12 protein-coding genes are annotated in these 13,841 nt (G+C 57.9%); 7 read left to right on the forward strand and 5 right to left on the reverse strand.

Features of this window, described 5'->3' with window-relative positions; translation table 11 throughout:
- Positions 1-155: 155 nt before the first annotated feature.
- Complete coding sequence (locus FS804_RS22835) at positions 156-569, reverse strand: Lrp/AsnC family transcriptional regulator (RefSeq protein ID WP_060726746.1); 414 nt, start codon at positions 567-569, stop codon at positions 156-158.
- 243 nt (positions 570-812) lie between these two features.
- Here FS804_RS22835 and FS804_RS22840 point away from each other — a divergent pair, with 243 nt between their 5' ends.
- The 6 genes from FS804_RS22840 to FS804_RS22865 all read left to right on the forward strand — a co-directional run bounded on the left by FS804_RS22840 (position 813) and on the right by FS804_RS22865 (position 6,678).
- A complete protein-coding gene (locus FS804_RS22840; RefSeq protein ID WP_144579092.1) occupies positions 813-1,586 on the forward strand; it encodes a transporter substrate-binding domain-containing protein in 774 nt (257 codons plus the stop codon).
- Positions 1,587-1,750: 164 nt separating this feature from the next.
- Entirely contained in the window at positions 1,751-2,413 is a 663-nt protein-coding gene (locus FS804_RS22845) for an amino acid ABC transporter permease (protein WP_144579093.1), read from the forward strand.
- Positions 2,410-3,066, forward strand: a complete 657-nt coding sequence (locus tag FS804_RS22850) for an amino acid ABC transporter permease (protein ID WP_144579094.1) — start codon at positions 2,410-2,412, stop codon at positions 3,064-3,066. The genes FS804_RS22845 and FS804_RS22850 overlap by 4 nt, the downstream gene beginning before the upstream one ends.
- On the forward strand, positions 3,063-3,827 hold the full coding sequence (locus FS804_RS22855) for an amino acid ABC transporter ATP-binding protein (protein WP_144579095.1): 765 nt from the start codon (positions 3,063-3,065) through the stop codon (positions 3,825-3,827). The genes FS804_RS22850 and FS804_RS22855 overlap by 4 nt, the downstream gene beginning before the upstream one ends.
- 15 nt (positions 3,828-3,842) lie before the next feature.
- Complete coding sequence (locus FS804_RS22860; RefSeq protein WP_144579096.1) at positions 3,843-5,537, forward strand: M20/M25/M40 family metallo-hydrolase; 1,695 nt, start codon at positions 3,843-3,845, stop codon at positions 5,535-5,537.
- A gap of 67 nt (positions 5,538-5,604) precedes the next feature.
- On the forward strand, positions 5,605-6,678 hold the full coding sequence (locus FS804_RS22865) for an ornithine cyclodeaminase (protein ID WP_144579097.1): 1,074 nt from the start codon (positions 5,605-5,607) through the stop codon (positions 6,676-6,678).
- A gap of 76 nt (positions 6,679-6,754) precedes the next feature.
- On the opposite strand, the gene pcaF is transcribed toward FS804_RS22865, so the two are convergent.
- Positions 6,755-7,960: a 3-oxoadipyl-CoA thiolase gene (gene pcaF / locus FS804_RS22870; protein WP_144579098.1), complete on the reverse strand. Its 1,206-nt coding sequence runs from the start codon at positions 7,958-7,960 to the stop codon at positions 6,755-6,757.
- Between the two features lie 538 nt (positions 7,961-8,498).
- Between pcaF and gcvA the strand changes: the two genes are divergently transcribed.
- Positions 8,499-9,404, forward strand: a complete 906-nt coding sequence (gcvA, locus tag FS804_RS22875) for a transcriptional regulator GcvA (protein ID WP_144579099.1) — start codon at positions 8,499-8,501, stop codon at positions 9,402-9,404.
- 76 nt (positions 9,405-9,480) lie between these two features.
- Here the strand turns inward: gcvA and FS804_RS22880 are convergent, their stop codons facing one another.
- From FS804_RS22880 to FS804_RS22890, 3 genes are all read right to left on the reverse strand, one after another.
- Positions 9,481-11,550, reverse strand: coding sequence for an acetate--CoA ligase family protein (locus tag FS804_RS22880; protein ID WP_144579100.1), 2,070 nt, complete (start codon positions 11,548-11,550; stop codon positions 9,481-9,483).
- An 11-nt stretch (positions 11,551-11,561) separates the two neighbouring features.
- A complete protein-coding gene (locus FS804_RS22885; RefSeq protein ID WP_144579101.1) occupies positions 11,562-12,362 on the reverse strand; it encodes an enoyl-CoA hydratase/isomerase family protein in 801 nt (266 codons plus the stop codon).
- Positions 12,363-12,500: 138 nt separating this feature from the next.
- A complete protein-coding gene (locus FS804_RS22890) occupies positions 12,501-13,838 on the reverse strand; it encodes an MmgE/PrpD family protein (protein ID WP_144579102.1) in 1,338 nt (445 codons plus the stop codon).
- Positions 13,839-13,841 lie beyond the last annotated feature (3 nt).

The raw sequence follows: 13,841 nt of genomic DNA on the forward strand, positions 1-13,841 counted from the left end.
GATTGAACCGAAACACCTCAATAGGGGCCCGCCCAGCGGCCAAAACTGCGATATAAGCCTGCACCTCCTCCTTTACATTTCAAAAAAGAATGTTGAAGCGGTTTCATCCGCTTGGGCAGATATCATCTCCCCTACAGACTAAATAGATGCCATCGTCAAGCCGGCCCCAGCATGATAAACGTTTCGCTCTTCGAGACGCCTTCCGTCGCACGAACCGTTGAAATTAACTCGTTCAATTCGGACATCGTGGAAACCTCGATCTCGGCGATCACGTCCCACACGCCGTTGGTGTTGGAAACGGCAGCGACGCCGGGGAGCCGTTTTACTGCTGACACAGCCGGCCGCGGTGGCCCGTTGATGGTGATCAGGATAAATGCTCTGATCAAATCCTTGCTGATGTCGTCCTTTAGACGAACCGTAAATCCTCTGATGTGCCCACCCTCGATCAACCGGTCCAGCCGCTTCTGAGCCGTCGCTCTGGCGACCCCAAGAAGCTGTGCAAGTTGCGGAACCGAGGCCCGGCCATTGATGCGTAATTCGGCAATCAGCCGCCTGTCCAGATCATCCACAGCAGATCCTCCAATTTCGTCATATCTATTACTATTTCGTCAAAAAATGAGGATATCAATCAGTTTACGTTCTTTTTTGTTCTTCATAAACCACTTACGACTCCTCCCATCGTTGCTGAAGCAGTCGGAAGTCATACGGGAACAGTCAATCGGCCCCTCTCGCATTCTGCGATCGAAGCTTGAAATTTGCGTCACAAGCCCCGCGACGATCAGCGATCTCGCGTCAACTGGGAGATAAAATATATGAAGTTTAGCAAAGTCCTTGCAGCGCTTGCTGTTGCTGCAGCTGTTTGTCTGCCCCTGGCAGCTGCCCACGCTGACGATCTGCAGAAGATAGAAAAAGCCGGAAAACTATCAGTTGCGCTTTCGGGCTCGTTTCCTCCCTTCAGCTTTGTCGATGAGAGCAATAAGGTCGTCGGCTTCGACGTCGATATCGGCACAGAGATCGCGAAGCGCCTCAAGGTAGAGCCGCAGATCATCACGACCGCCTGGGACGGCATTATCGCGGGCCTCGTTACCAGTCGCTACGACACCATTATCGGCTCCATGAGCATCACCGATGAGCGGAAGAAGGCGGTCGATTTCGTCGGCCCCTATTATCGCTCCGGTCTCGCGATCTTTGTGAAAACGGGCTCTGAGATTAAGACGGTCGATGCGCTCAAGGGTAAGACGATCGGCGTGACGCTTGGCGAAGCAGCGGAAAAGTGGGCGCGCGAACAGAACATGTTCGATATCCGCACCTATAAGGGCCTGCCCGAAATGCTTCTGGATGTGAATGCAGGCCGCGTCGATGCGATCGTCGCCGACGATGTTCCCGTCTTCGTTGCGATCGCCAAGAGCAACGCCCCGATCGAACAGGTCAAGGATGACCATATGCCGCGCTACGATATCGGCATCGCCATCCGAAAGGGCAATCCCGACCTTGCCGCTGCCATGCAGAAGGCGCTCGACGATATGATGAAAGACGGCACCTACGAGGCCATCTCGAAGAAGTGGATCGGCCAGGATATCCGCTGATCCGGCAGACCGGAGGGCCAAATCCCTCCGGCATTCCTTTCCTCCTCGATAATGCAAGTCCGCTTGAGCGAGCGCCTTAGCTTGCCCGTAGAGATTTGGCCTTCTGGGCATCCTGCGCCAGTCGGATGCCTTACGTCTTCTCAATACGATCCGGAGTGCCCGGCATGGATTTTCAACTTATTGCGCGCATAGCACCCTTTATTGCCGAAGCCGCGCTGGTGACGGTCGAGCTGACCGTCTGCTCCCTGGCTCTCGGTCTCGTCGTTGCCACTGTTCTCGCCGCTGGCCGCTTTTCCAAGATTTTGCCCGTCCGTTTGCTGGCCACATTCTATGTCAGCATCATGCGCGGTACCCCGCTCCTGGTGCAGCTCTTCATCGTTTATTTTGGCGGTCCGCAGTTCGGACTTGAATTGACCCCGTTTGTCGCAGGCCTGCTCACGATGGGCTTGAATATCGGAGCCTATATGTCAGAAGGAATCAAGGGTGCGATCCTTGCCGTCGACAAGGGACAGACCGAAGCAGCGCGCTCCCTTGGCTTCGGTCGCCTCGACACGTTGCGGCTCTTCGTAATGCCGCAGGCAGCGCCGCTGATGATTCGATCGCTAGGCGTCAACACCGTGATCCTCTCGAAGAGCACGGCCCTCGTCTCGACTATTGGAGTGGTCGAGCTGACTTATGCGGCTCAGCGATTTGTCACCTCCACCTACAAACCCTTCGAGGTGTTCGCGGAAGCGGGCGCCGCTTACATCGCCATCGTTGCGGCTATCTCGCTGATCGTCCGGAGCATTGAGAACGCCTTCAGGCCCGGTCAGGAGGCACGCCCATGACACTCGATTTCAGCGTCGTTTCGTCCTACACCGACCTTCTTCTTACCGGCCTCCTCTGGACGATACTCATTACGTTCCTTGCGGGCGCCTTGAGCGTGATCCTTGGCATCCTGATTGCGATCGCAACACTGTATGGGCCAAAAATCGTCAGTCTGCCCATTCGTGCCGTGACGTTCCTCTTCATGGGAACGCCGCTCCTGCTGCAACTCTATCTGCTCTATTACGGGCTGTCGCAGGTGGGCGTGATGTTGCCCGCCTTCTGGACCGGTGTTGTCGGACTTAGCTTGCACTACGCGGCATATAATGCGGACATCTTTCGCGCCTCGATCGAAAGTGTCGATGCTGGACAGGCGGAAGCGGCAAGGTCCCTGGGCTTTGGCAGAACTGCCACCCTGCGCCACTTCATCGTCCCACAGGCGGTCCTGACTGCTCTTCCCCAGGTCGGCAACAACAGCATCATTCTCCTGAAGGACACAGCGGTCCTGTCTGTGCTCGGCATAACCGAGCTTGTGTTGAATGCGCAGCGCGCCATCAGCGAGACCTACCGTCCCTTCGAATTCTATTTCACCGCGGCCCTGCTCTATTATGTCGTCAATCTGGCGATGGAATTTTGTCTCGGCTTGGCCGCACGTAAAGCGGAAGCGATCCGATGACGTCTCAAACCCCAATGATAGAGTTGCGGAATATTCGCAAGGCCTACGGCGACCATGAAGTTCTGAAAGGCATAGACCTCAGCGTCGAGCGAGGAAAGATCGTCTCCATCATCGGTCCAAGCGGCTCCGGCAAGAGCACGCTTCTGCGGTCGATCAACATGCTTGAGGAGACATCGGGCGGCGAAATCTGGCTCGATGGCCAGCAGGTCAACCGTCCACTGAAAGGTCGCGCTTTCGAAAAGCACATCAATCAGATTCGGCAGGAAATGGGCATGGTGTTTCAGCAGTTCAATCTTTTCCCGCATCTGACGGTACTGCAAAACATCATGATCGGTCCCATGCGTCTTAAGGGTCTGTCCAAGTCGCAAGCACTGGACCGGGCAAACGCGCTGCTGGCCAAGGTCGGCCTTGCAGATAAAGGTCAAGCCTATCCAGCCCGGCTGTCAGGCGGGCAGAAGCAGCGTGTGGCGATCGCACGCGCGCTCGCCATGCAGCCGAAGGTCATGCTCTTCGACGAGGCAACCTCGGCGCTCGACCCGGAACTCGTCGATGAGGTCAACCTCGTCATGAAGCAGCTTGCGGCAGAGCACATGACAATGCTCATCGTCACGCATGAGATGCGTTTTGCGGCGGAGGTCTCCGACCACGTCATGTTCATGGATGGCGGTGTCGTCGTCGAGCAGGGCGAACCCTCCCGTGTTCTTTCGAACCCGACCGAAGAGCGCACCCGCGCATTTCTGCGCAAGCATCTCTCGAACTAAGAACGGAAAGCTATAATGACCAAGGTGCACGAAAAGATTGAGGCCGATGGCGGCAGCAAGATCGACAGCAACCGCGTCCGCGAGTTCGCCCTGCGCATCACCTCCTGGCCCAGCGAAACGGGAACTCCCGGAGAGGCATCCTTCGCTGGTCGGCTTCATGGGCTTTTGAGCGAATTTCCATATTTTCAGAAACATCCGGAAGATCTCAGGCTCGTCGAAAGCCACGGAGAGCCGCTCACTTACAATGTCGTCGCACTCGTGCGTGGAAAAGGCAGGCGTACGCTGGCGCTTGCCGGACATTACGATACGGTCGCCACCGACAACTATCATGAACTCAAACCGCTGGCCTGCGAGGCGCCTGCCCTCAAGGACGCCCTAATCGAGATGCTCTCAGGACGAGAGCACCGCTCGGAACAGGAAGAGCGCGCACTGCAGGATCTGGTGAGCGGCGAGTTCCTTCCCGGCCGCGGACTGCTTGACATGAAAAGCGGTATTGCGGTCGCGATCGCCGTCCTCGAACAGTTCACATCCGACCCTGCCCGCGAGGGCAACCTGATGCTGGTCGCCACGCCTGATGAGGAGCGGGAAAGCCGGGGCATGCGGTCTTTCCGCAATGCACTTCCGCAACTGGCGAAAGACCTTGATATCGGTGTCGTCGCCGGCATTAACCTCGACGTGACCTCCGATCAGGGAGATGGCCGCGAAGGGCGCGCAGTTTATGCAGGGACGATCGGCAAGCTCCTGCCCTTCGCGCTGGTGATCGGCTTGAGCTCTCACGCCAGCTATCCGTTTGAAGGTGTCAGCGCCCAGGCCATGGCAGCGGGAATTCTCGCGCGGCTGGAAGGCAATGCGGCTTTGGCGGACAGAGATGAAAACGACATATCTCCCCCGCCGATCTGCCTTGAAGCCAAGGACCTTCGCGATGGCTACGAGGTGACGACGCCCGAGCGATTCTGGATCGCCTTCAACTGGCTCTATCATTCCATGAGCGCGGATGAACTCTTTGACCGCTTTCGCGAAGAGGTTTTAAACGGCGCCACCAACGCTGTCGACCAGTTCACTGCTCAGTCTTCAGAATACGGCCGTTTGGTTGGGCGGAGTGCTGGCGCAACGCCAGCAAAGCCTCGCCTTCTCACTTTCCATGAGCTCCGAAAACTGGCGGCCGATGCCATAGGCGATGGTTTTGAAACGCTTTACAGGACGAAGGAGCAGGAATACCACCATATCGACAACCCCCTCGTTCTCAGCCGCCTGCTGACGGAGTGGCTGATCGGCATTGCACGCGTTTCCGGGCCCGCGGTGATCATCGGCTTTTCCGGGCTGCACTATCCATCGAGCCATCTGCGCCTTGATGAACAGGAAGATCGTAATCTGCATCACGCCATCGAGAAGGCGCGCTCGCGTCTTGGCAACGATCCGCAGCGCAGTCTGGTCTGGAAACCGCATTTCCAGGGCATCTCAGATATGAGCTTCCTTGGGATGGCGAGCAGCGCAAGCGCGGTGGTTTCGAACAATACGCCGATTTTGCGCTTGGTCGATCAGGCCCCGGAGAATGCGCTGCGCTTTCCGACGGTCAATCTTGGCCCCTGGGGGCGTGAATTCCATCAGAAATTCGAACGTGTCCACGAGCCCTATGCGTTCGGCGTACTGCCCGGCCTCGTTGCCGATATCGCGAACATGTTCCTTGCTTCCAACAATAGCGATCGATGATTCGCTGCGGAAACGAAGCTTTGGCGCACGCTCCCCACGACCGAAACCACAAAAGGAACAAGCCGCGATGACTGCTCACACCAATCTGAACACTGTCCCGTTCGTCAGCGTCGATCACATGATGAAGCTCGTGCTGAAGATCGGCGTCGAAACTTTCTTGACCGAGCTTGCTGCTGCGATCGAGGAAGATTTCCGCCGCTGGGAGCAGTTCGACAAGACACCGCGGATCGCTTCGCATTCCGAGGAAGGCGTCATCGAGCTGATGCCGACGAGCGATGGCACGCTATACGGGTTCAAGTATGTCAACGGACATCCGAAGAACACGAAGGATGGTCGCCAGACCGTCACGGCCTTTGGCGTCCTATCGAATGTCGACAACGGGTATCCCCTGCTGCTGTCGGAAATGACGATCCTGACCGCCTTGCGTACGGCAGCAATGTCGGCGGTCGCTGCCAAGAATCTTGCCCGTGCAAATTCCAGGACGATGGCAATCATCGGCAACGGTGCTCAAAGCGAATTTCAGGCACTTGCCTTCAAAGCGATCGTCGGGGTCACCGATCTCAGGCTCTACGACATAGATCCGTTGGCTTCAGAACGCTGCGCGAGAAATCTCGCCGACAAAGGTTTCAACATCAAAACGTGCTCGTCAGCCCAGGAGGCGGTGGAAGGCGCCGACATCATCACCACCGTCACGGCAGACAAACAATATGCGACCATCCTTTCGGACAACATGGTTGGACCGGGGGTGCATATCAATGCCGTCGGCGGCGATTGCCCCGGCAAGACGGAACTTCACAAAGACATTCTGCTGCGCTCCGATATCTTCGTCGAATACCCTCCGCAAACGCGCATCGAAGGCGAAATCCAGCAATTGGACGCCGATTATCCGGTCAAGGAGCTTTGGGAAGTCATTGCCGGAAGACGGGACGGTCGGGAATCCGAAAGAGCAATCACCCTCTTCGACAGCGTGGGCTTCGCCATCGAAGACTTTTCCGCGCTTCGCTATGTCCGAAGCAAGCTTGAAGAGACCGGCCTCTTCATCGATCTCGACCTGCTCGCAGACCCTGACGAGCCGCGCGACCTCTACGGCATGCTGTTGCGGAGCGATGCAGCCTACAAAGCGACCGTCGGCATAGGATAAGGGACCAGGCAAGGGCACGATGTGAAATCCGCTTATCGCCCGTCATAAAAGCTCGAGAACCCGCCTTCTTCTAACGTCAGGCTTTTTCCAGCGCGATCGCAATACCCTGGCCAACGCCGATACACATCGTCGCCAGGGCTCTCTCCTTGCCGGAAAGCGATAGCTCCAGTGCTGCCGTTCCGGCGATACGGGCGCCCGACATGCCAAGCGGATGGCCAAGAGCAATCGCGCCGCCATTGATGTTGGCGCGCGGATCGTCATCTGCCAGGCCCAGTTGACGCAGGGTGGCAAGGCCCTGAGAGGCGAAGGCCTCGTTGAGTTCGATGATGTCGAACTTCTCCTGCTTCCAACCGAGACGGTCCAGCAGTTTTTGCGAGGCCGGTGCAGGACCGATGCCCATGACCCTCGGGGGAACTCCCGCCGTTGCGCCGCCGACGATGCGGGCCAAGGGTTTTAGGCCATATTTTGCGGCAGCGGCTTCGGACGCGATGATCAGCGCCGCCGCGCCATCGTTGACACCGGATGCGTTACCCGCGGTCACCGATGCGCCTTCCATGCGATTGACCGGTTTCAGCTTGGCCAAAACGTCGAGGCTCGTTGCGCGTGGATGCTCGTCTTTCTCCACCAATATAGCATCGCCCTTTTTCTGCGGGATGCTGACAGGCGTGATCTCTTTCGCAAGTCTTCCATTGGCTTGTGCGCGGGCAGCCTTGTCTTGGCTTCGCAACGCAAAGGCATCCTGATCCTGCCGCGAGACCTTGTAGTCGAGCGCGACATTGTCTCCCGTCTCCGGCATGGAATCCACGCCATAAAGAGACTTCATCTGCGGGTTCACGAAGCGCCAGCCAATGGTGGTATCGTAGATTTCGGCATTGCGGGAAAAGGCGGTCTCAGCCTTCGGCACGACGAATGGCGCGCGGCTCATGCTTTCCACACCGCCTGCGATCATCAAATCCGCTTCGCCCGCCCTGATGGCGCGCGTCGCGGTGATCACGGCATCCATACCGGAGCCGCAGAGACGATTGATCGTCGTGCCTGTGACGGAAACGGGCAATCCCGCCAGAAGAAGCGACATGCGCGCGACGTTCCTGTTGTCCTCACCGGCCTGGTTCGCGCAGCCGAAGATCACATCATCGACCGCGTCCCAATCCACATTCGGGTTTCGCTCCTTCAGGGCCATCAAAGGAACGGCGCCCAGATCATCCGCGCGGATCGAGGAGAGTGCGCCGCCGTAACGGCCAATGGGCGTGCGGATGTAATCGCAGATATACACGTCAATCATTGATGCTCCTCCAGCTTCCGGTGTCGGCGCCTCCCAGCGGCCGACAAAAGTGATAATCGCCATAGCCGAGCCATCCGTAAGACACCTGATCTGGGGCAACAACTGACAAGAAGTCATCCACACGAGCAGAGAAACTTGGGCAATCCGCTGCCTTCGACAAGCGAGAACCACCCGCATGCGTTATTCGGCATGTATCGGGGACATGATCCCGGGCTACCTCTGCCCGGCGAGTTTTCCCCGTCGTTCAGCGCATTCTTGGCGGTCACGTGGGAAGGTTGCCAAGTCAGGAGCGCCGATCCAAGAATATTCGTACCGCTTCCAGATCGGCAGAAAATCAGACTTCACGACGTCGGGCTGCTGAAGCCTACGGCTTGAATTGGGATGAAGGGCTGGCGGTCTTTTCGCGCGACATTTGACAGAGATGTTGTTATCGCTTCGCGACATCGCTTATCCGTTGGAAACCCGTGTGGTATCGTACGAGGAATTGGCAAGATTAGCCCTTTGAACAGTGATATCGAAGTCAGGTATATGCGCCGCCATGTCTAATCCTATGCCCCCTCTCAATCCATTGCGTACCTTCGAAATCGCAGCAAGGCTCAACAGCTTCACCCTGGCTGCGGACGAATTGAACGTTTCGCAGGTCGCGGTCAGCCGACAGGTCAAGGCGCTTGAGGATTATCTGGGTGTCGCCCTTTTCAACCGCTTGCACAGGGGTCTGGTGCTGACGCGAGAAGGACAGGAACTCTACCATGGGATTACCGAAGCGTTCCAGCAGATCGGAAATGCCGCAAGGCGCGTCTCAAGACGGGGTAGACGGGATATACTGGCAGTGCAGGCCTATACCACCTTTGCGCAGAGGTGGCTGATCCCGAGGCTGGTGGCCTTTCATACGGCCCATCCACGTGTCGAGGTGCGGTTGTCGTCCTCCGCCACCGCAGCAAATTTCGATACCCAGAACCTCGATGCAGCCATTCGCTCTGGCAATGGAGAGTGGCCCGAATTGCATGCCGAACGTCTTGTCGATGTAGAGCTGATACCGGTTTGCTCGCCATCCTTCCTGGAAGAGTTCCCGCTTAAGCAGCCCAGCGACCTTTCCAATGTCCGGCTTCTATATTCGATGGCGCGCCCGCACGATTGGAGCGCCTGGGCCGAGAGCGTGAACTGCGATATCGTTTCGCATCAGGGCGTGAAGTTCGAAAATTCCGCTCTGGCATATGAGGCTGCCTCGGTAGACGTCGGTGTGGCCATTGCCGTACGTGTTTTCGTCGAGCGGCATCTTCGCAGCGGCGTTCTCGTCGCCCCTTTCGAGCAAACATGCCGAACGGGCGATGGCTATTACCTCACGTGGCCGAAAGACAAGCGTCCGTCTCAGCCACTCATGCAGTTTTTGAACTGGGTTCGAAAACAGATGGAAGAAGATTCGGCCCGCCTGCGATCATCGTAGCCGAACAAGCGCGCACAACGCAAAAAGCGCCGACGTTTGCGCCGGCGCTTTTCCAATGTCGGGATTTGCGCACCAGCTATTCGCCGATGACCACAAGAGCGTCTCCGGCCCTGACGCCCTGACCTTCAGGAAGCACGAAAACGGGGTTGATTTCGGCCTCGACAAGGCGGCCATCCAGAGAATGCGCCATATCGGCGAACGACAGGATGGTCGAGACCAGACCATCGGTATCAGCCAGCGGCTTGCCACGGAAACCTTTGAGAAGCGGCGCGCATTTGAGGCTGTCGATCATCGATACCGCCTGCTTCCTGTCGATCGGCAACAGTCGCAGAGACACGTCCTGATAAAGCTCCGTCGTGACGCCGCCTGCACCGAGCAGGATATAGGGCCCAAGCTGAGGATCGCGGTTGAAGCCAAGGATAAGCTCGACGCCGCCGGTGATATATTCCTGGACCAAAAAGCCATCGATGTGCGCGTCCGTGGCTAAACGCACCCGCGCCAGCATATCGTTGCAGACCTTCGAAACCTGATCTGGCGCAACGCCGACCACAACGCCGCCGACCTCTGATTTATGCAGGATCTCGTCCGACAATATCTTGATGACTACGGGACCGCCGAAACCCTTGGCAGCTTCCGCCGCTTCTTCAGCCGTCGCAACGGCGACTTCCTTGGTGACGGGAACGCCGAAACGTGCGTAAAGCGACTTGGCGTCGGCCTCGTTCATAGAACCGGCCACGATGTCCGAGCAGTCGATCTCCTGATGTTTGCGAGCTTCCACGCCGTCGGATTTGCCCACCTTCAACAAGGCGGTAAGCGCAGACGCACAACTTTCAGGCGCTGCGAATGCTGGCACTCCGCTGGTGTTGAGATGACGAACGATGCCCGGGGCCTCGGGGCTGACGTAAGCGATAAGTGGCTTATCTGTCATTGCCATGGACTCCAGCAGAGGTCGCGCCACGACATCCGGTTGACCGATCGAAGACGAACCGATCACAACGACAATGGCATCGAAGCTCGAGCTTTCCGCCAGTATCTTGAGGATCGACCGGAAGAGATCCGGTCGCAGGCCCGCAAGCGTGACGTCGATCGGGTTGCGATCCAGAACCGCCTCCTTCAGCTCCAAGGCCAGAAGTTTTTCGGCAGTGTCTTTGTCGGGGCTCGGCATATCAAGGCCGAGATAGCCGACATTATCGGCAACGATCGTCGCCGCGCCGCCAGTTGACGTCACGATGGCAACCCGCTTGCCCGCCAGTTTGCGACCCGACGCCAGGATCGCTGGAATGTCGAGAAGGTCTGCGAAGGTTTGGGCCCTGATGATGCCAAGCTGGCTGAACAGGGCATCGTAAACCTCATCGGCGCCGGCCAAGGCGCCGGTATGGGAGACGGCAGAATTTGCGCCGGATTCGGATTTGCCGACCTTGTAGACAACAATGCTTTTTCCCGCGTCGATGACACGTTTTGCAGCTGCCCTGAATTTGGCGGCGTTACGGATCGTTTCAAGGTACAGCGCGACGACGGACGTGGCGTCGTCCTCGGCAAAGGCATCGAGAAAATCCGATACTTCAAGGTCGCACTCGTTGCCCGTCGCCACGAGTTTGGAAAAACCGATGCCTCGGCCCGCAGCACGCGAAAGAAGCGATCCCATGATCCCGCCGCTTTGAGACAGCAGCGCGATCGAGCCCGTCGGAAAATCGTCCATCTCCATCGCGCCGGAGGCCGTAAGCAGGATCTTGTCGGTCAGGTTGACCAGGCCGATGGTGTTGGGCCCGAGGATGCGCATGTTACCCGCGGCTTCCAGAAGCTGCTGTTGACGCGCCCGGCCATCTTCGCCGCTCTCGCCAAATCCCGACGCCAGGACGACGGCGGCTTTCGTGCCCGCCTGCGCCAACTGGCGAACGGAATCGATAACGCGGTCTGCGCCAACGAGAACCAATCCGAGGTCCGGAGCAGCGGGAAGCTCGCGCGGATCGGCATACGACTTGAGGCCGGCAATGGTGTCGTAACGTGGGTTGATCGGGTAAATGTCGCCTGCAAAGCCATGCCGTTGCAGGTAAGCTACGGGTCTCCCGGTCAGCTTTGCCGGATCATTGGACGCACCGACGACGACGACGCTTTGCGGGTTAAAAATTGTCCTGACGATATTCATATCACCACACCTCACTTCGACGACTTGTTGAGGAAGTCCTCGACGGACTTGCGGTGCTCGGCCGTGGTGTAGCAGATCGCCTGCGCTTCGCGACCCAAGGCAAAAACCTGCTCATCGGTGCTTTCAAACGTCTTGTCGAGGATCGACTTCGTCAAGGCGATGGCGGCGGGCGAGCCGATGCACAATTCTTCAGCCCAGGCCTGGACGTTGTCCATCAGTATGTCCGGAGAAACCACCCGGTCCACCATGCCGATCTTCAGGGCTTCCTCGGCCTCGAGAACCTGGGCCGTCAGGATCAGCTCCTTGGCTTTGACAAGGCCGACACGGCGCGGGAGGAAGTACATGCCGCCGCCATCGGAAACGAGGCCGCGCTTGATGAAGCTCATTGAGAGCTTTGCGCCTTCCGACGCAACGATGAAATCGCAGGCCAGGGCCATGTCCAGTCCGAGGCCAAAGGCGGCACCGTTGACAGCCGCAATGACGGGTTTCGAAATGCCGTGAATCACGGCAACGCCACGGTGGGTGCTTTGCTGGCGCGTCCAGCCGTTAAACGCCACCTCTCCCGACGGTGCATCAAGTCTGGCGCGCATACCGGCAACGTCGCCTCCCGAGCAGAAGCCTTTACCCGCACCTGTCAGGATGATTCCACGCACTGTCTTGTCGGCACCTGCCGCTTCGAACGCTGCAATCAGTTCGGCACGCATCTGGTCGTTGATGGCATTACGGACATCCGGCCGGTTCAGCGTAATCGTCGCGATACCGTTTTTCTCGCTTACCAGCACGAACTCGGCTTGGCGATTGGCAATGTTCATCGTGATGTTCCTCGAATTTGGTGATGCGAACGGCTGCACTCCTCCGCGCCGCTTTGGCATTCTCCATGAATAGTGAGACAGACCGGAATGTCGCAACCGAGGATCACGTCAGCCTTGACCAACATTAGGTTGGGCAATTCAACAGGCCTGCTGCGGCAGCTCTGTTTCGGTCAAAATTCTGTTTCTAAGTGCTGCAATTTGAGTGGCGTTCAGCACTGCACCTGTCAGTTCATCGAACTTCTGGACCAGCTCTTCCAGGCTCAAGGGATCTTCCGGGTCACCTTTCCTTGTCTCCTGAAGATGCTCCACGCGACGACCGTCGTTCAGATGCACGGTCAGTTTCGCCATGCGTTGTTTCGGGTAGAGACCGGCGAGTACGGGATCCATACCGACGGCAACTTTATCCATCAGCTGTCGAATATCCGCATTTTTGAGCGCCTCGTCCTTGAAAGCACTCAACCGGACGCCTCCCAACACCATGTCGGCGGCAATGCAGTACTGCGCGCTAAAACGGGCATCTGCCGCGGTTTGAGGAGCCGGACGATCACACATGGTCTTGGTCGCACCATATCCATCAATGCGGATCGCCTTCACGTCAGACGACGTGAAGCCGTGACGTTGGCGCATCAGACGAAGACCGTCGAGAGCCGGGAAAATATGGCCACAGCAGCCGTGATTTTTGATCGTCATGTGTTCGATGGGCGCCCACTCTCCCAAGCCCTTTAATGCAGAGGCCCAGTCGCCCGTAGACGCACTTGTGGCGGCGGCGTAGCCGGTTTCCCCATGCAATGCGTCCGGCGATCCGGTCATGCCGCTGGCGGCAGAAAATGCCGCAAGCATTCCAGCTTCGGCGGCGTGCCCCGCGTGCAGGGCTTTGGCCATGCCGCCGTTCTTCAGGTTCTGCTGGTGCCCTCCGGCGAAACTGCTCGCAAGAGAGATCGCGTGTGCGATTTTCTCGGCGTCACATCCAAGAAGCATGGCGCAGGCTGTTGCGGCACCCATGGTGCCGATCGTCGCTGTGGTATGCCAGAAGGCGTAGTGGCTCGGCTGGACCGCGAGCGAAATCCGACACCCAACCTCATATCCACCGATGATCGCCCGATGAAGGTCGTTCAGGGGACGGCCCAGATGCTGGGCGAGCGCCAAAGCCGCGGCAATCGTCGGACTTCCTGGGTGATAGCCGCCGTCTTTGAAAATATCGTCGAACTCCACGATATGACTTGCCGTCGCGTTCAGCAATGCGGCGGCCCTTGGAGAACGCATCTTTCCGTCCGCGTAACACACCGATCGTCCAGGAAACTCCTCGAACTGCACGGCTTGAAGCAGAGCAAGCGATGGTTCTTCCTTGGCACCGGGAAGCGTCGTTGCGAACCAATCGAGGATCGCCCGACGCGCCGCGACCTCAAGCCCCGGAGTCAGCTGCTGAAAACGCCAGTGCTCCGCCTGTCGTGATAAGGAAACTAAAGGATTGTCCATGTA

Origin of the sequence: Agrobacterium sp. DE0009 (assembly GCF_007680755.1) — a bacterium.
GTDB lineage: Bacteria > Pseudomonadota > Alphaproteobacteria > Rhizobiales > Rhizobiaceae > Agrobacterium > Agrobacterium tumefaciens_B.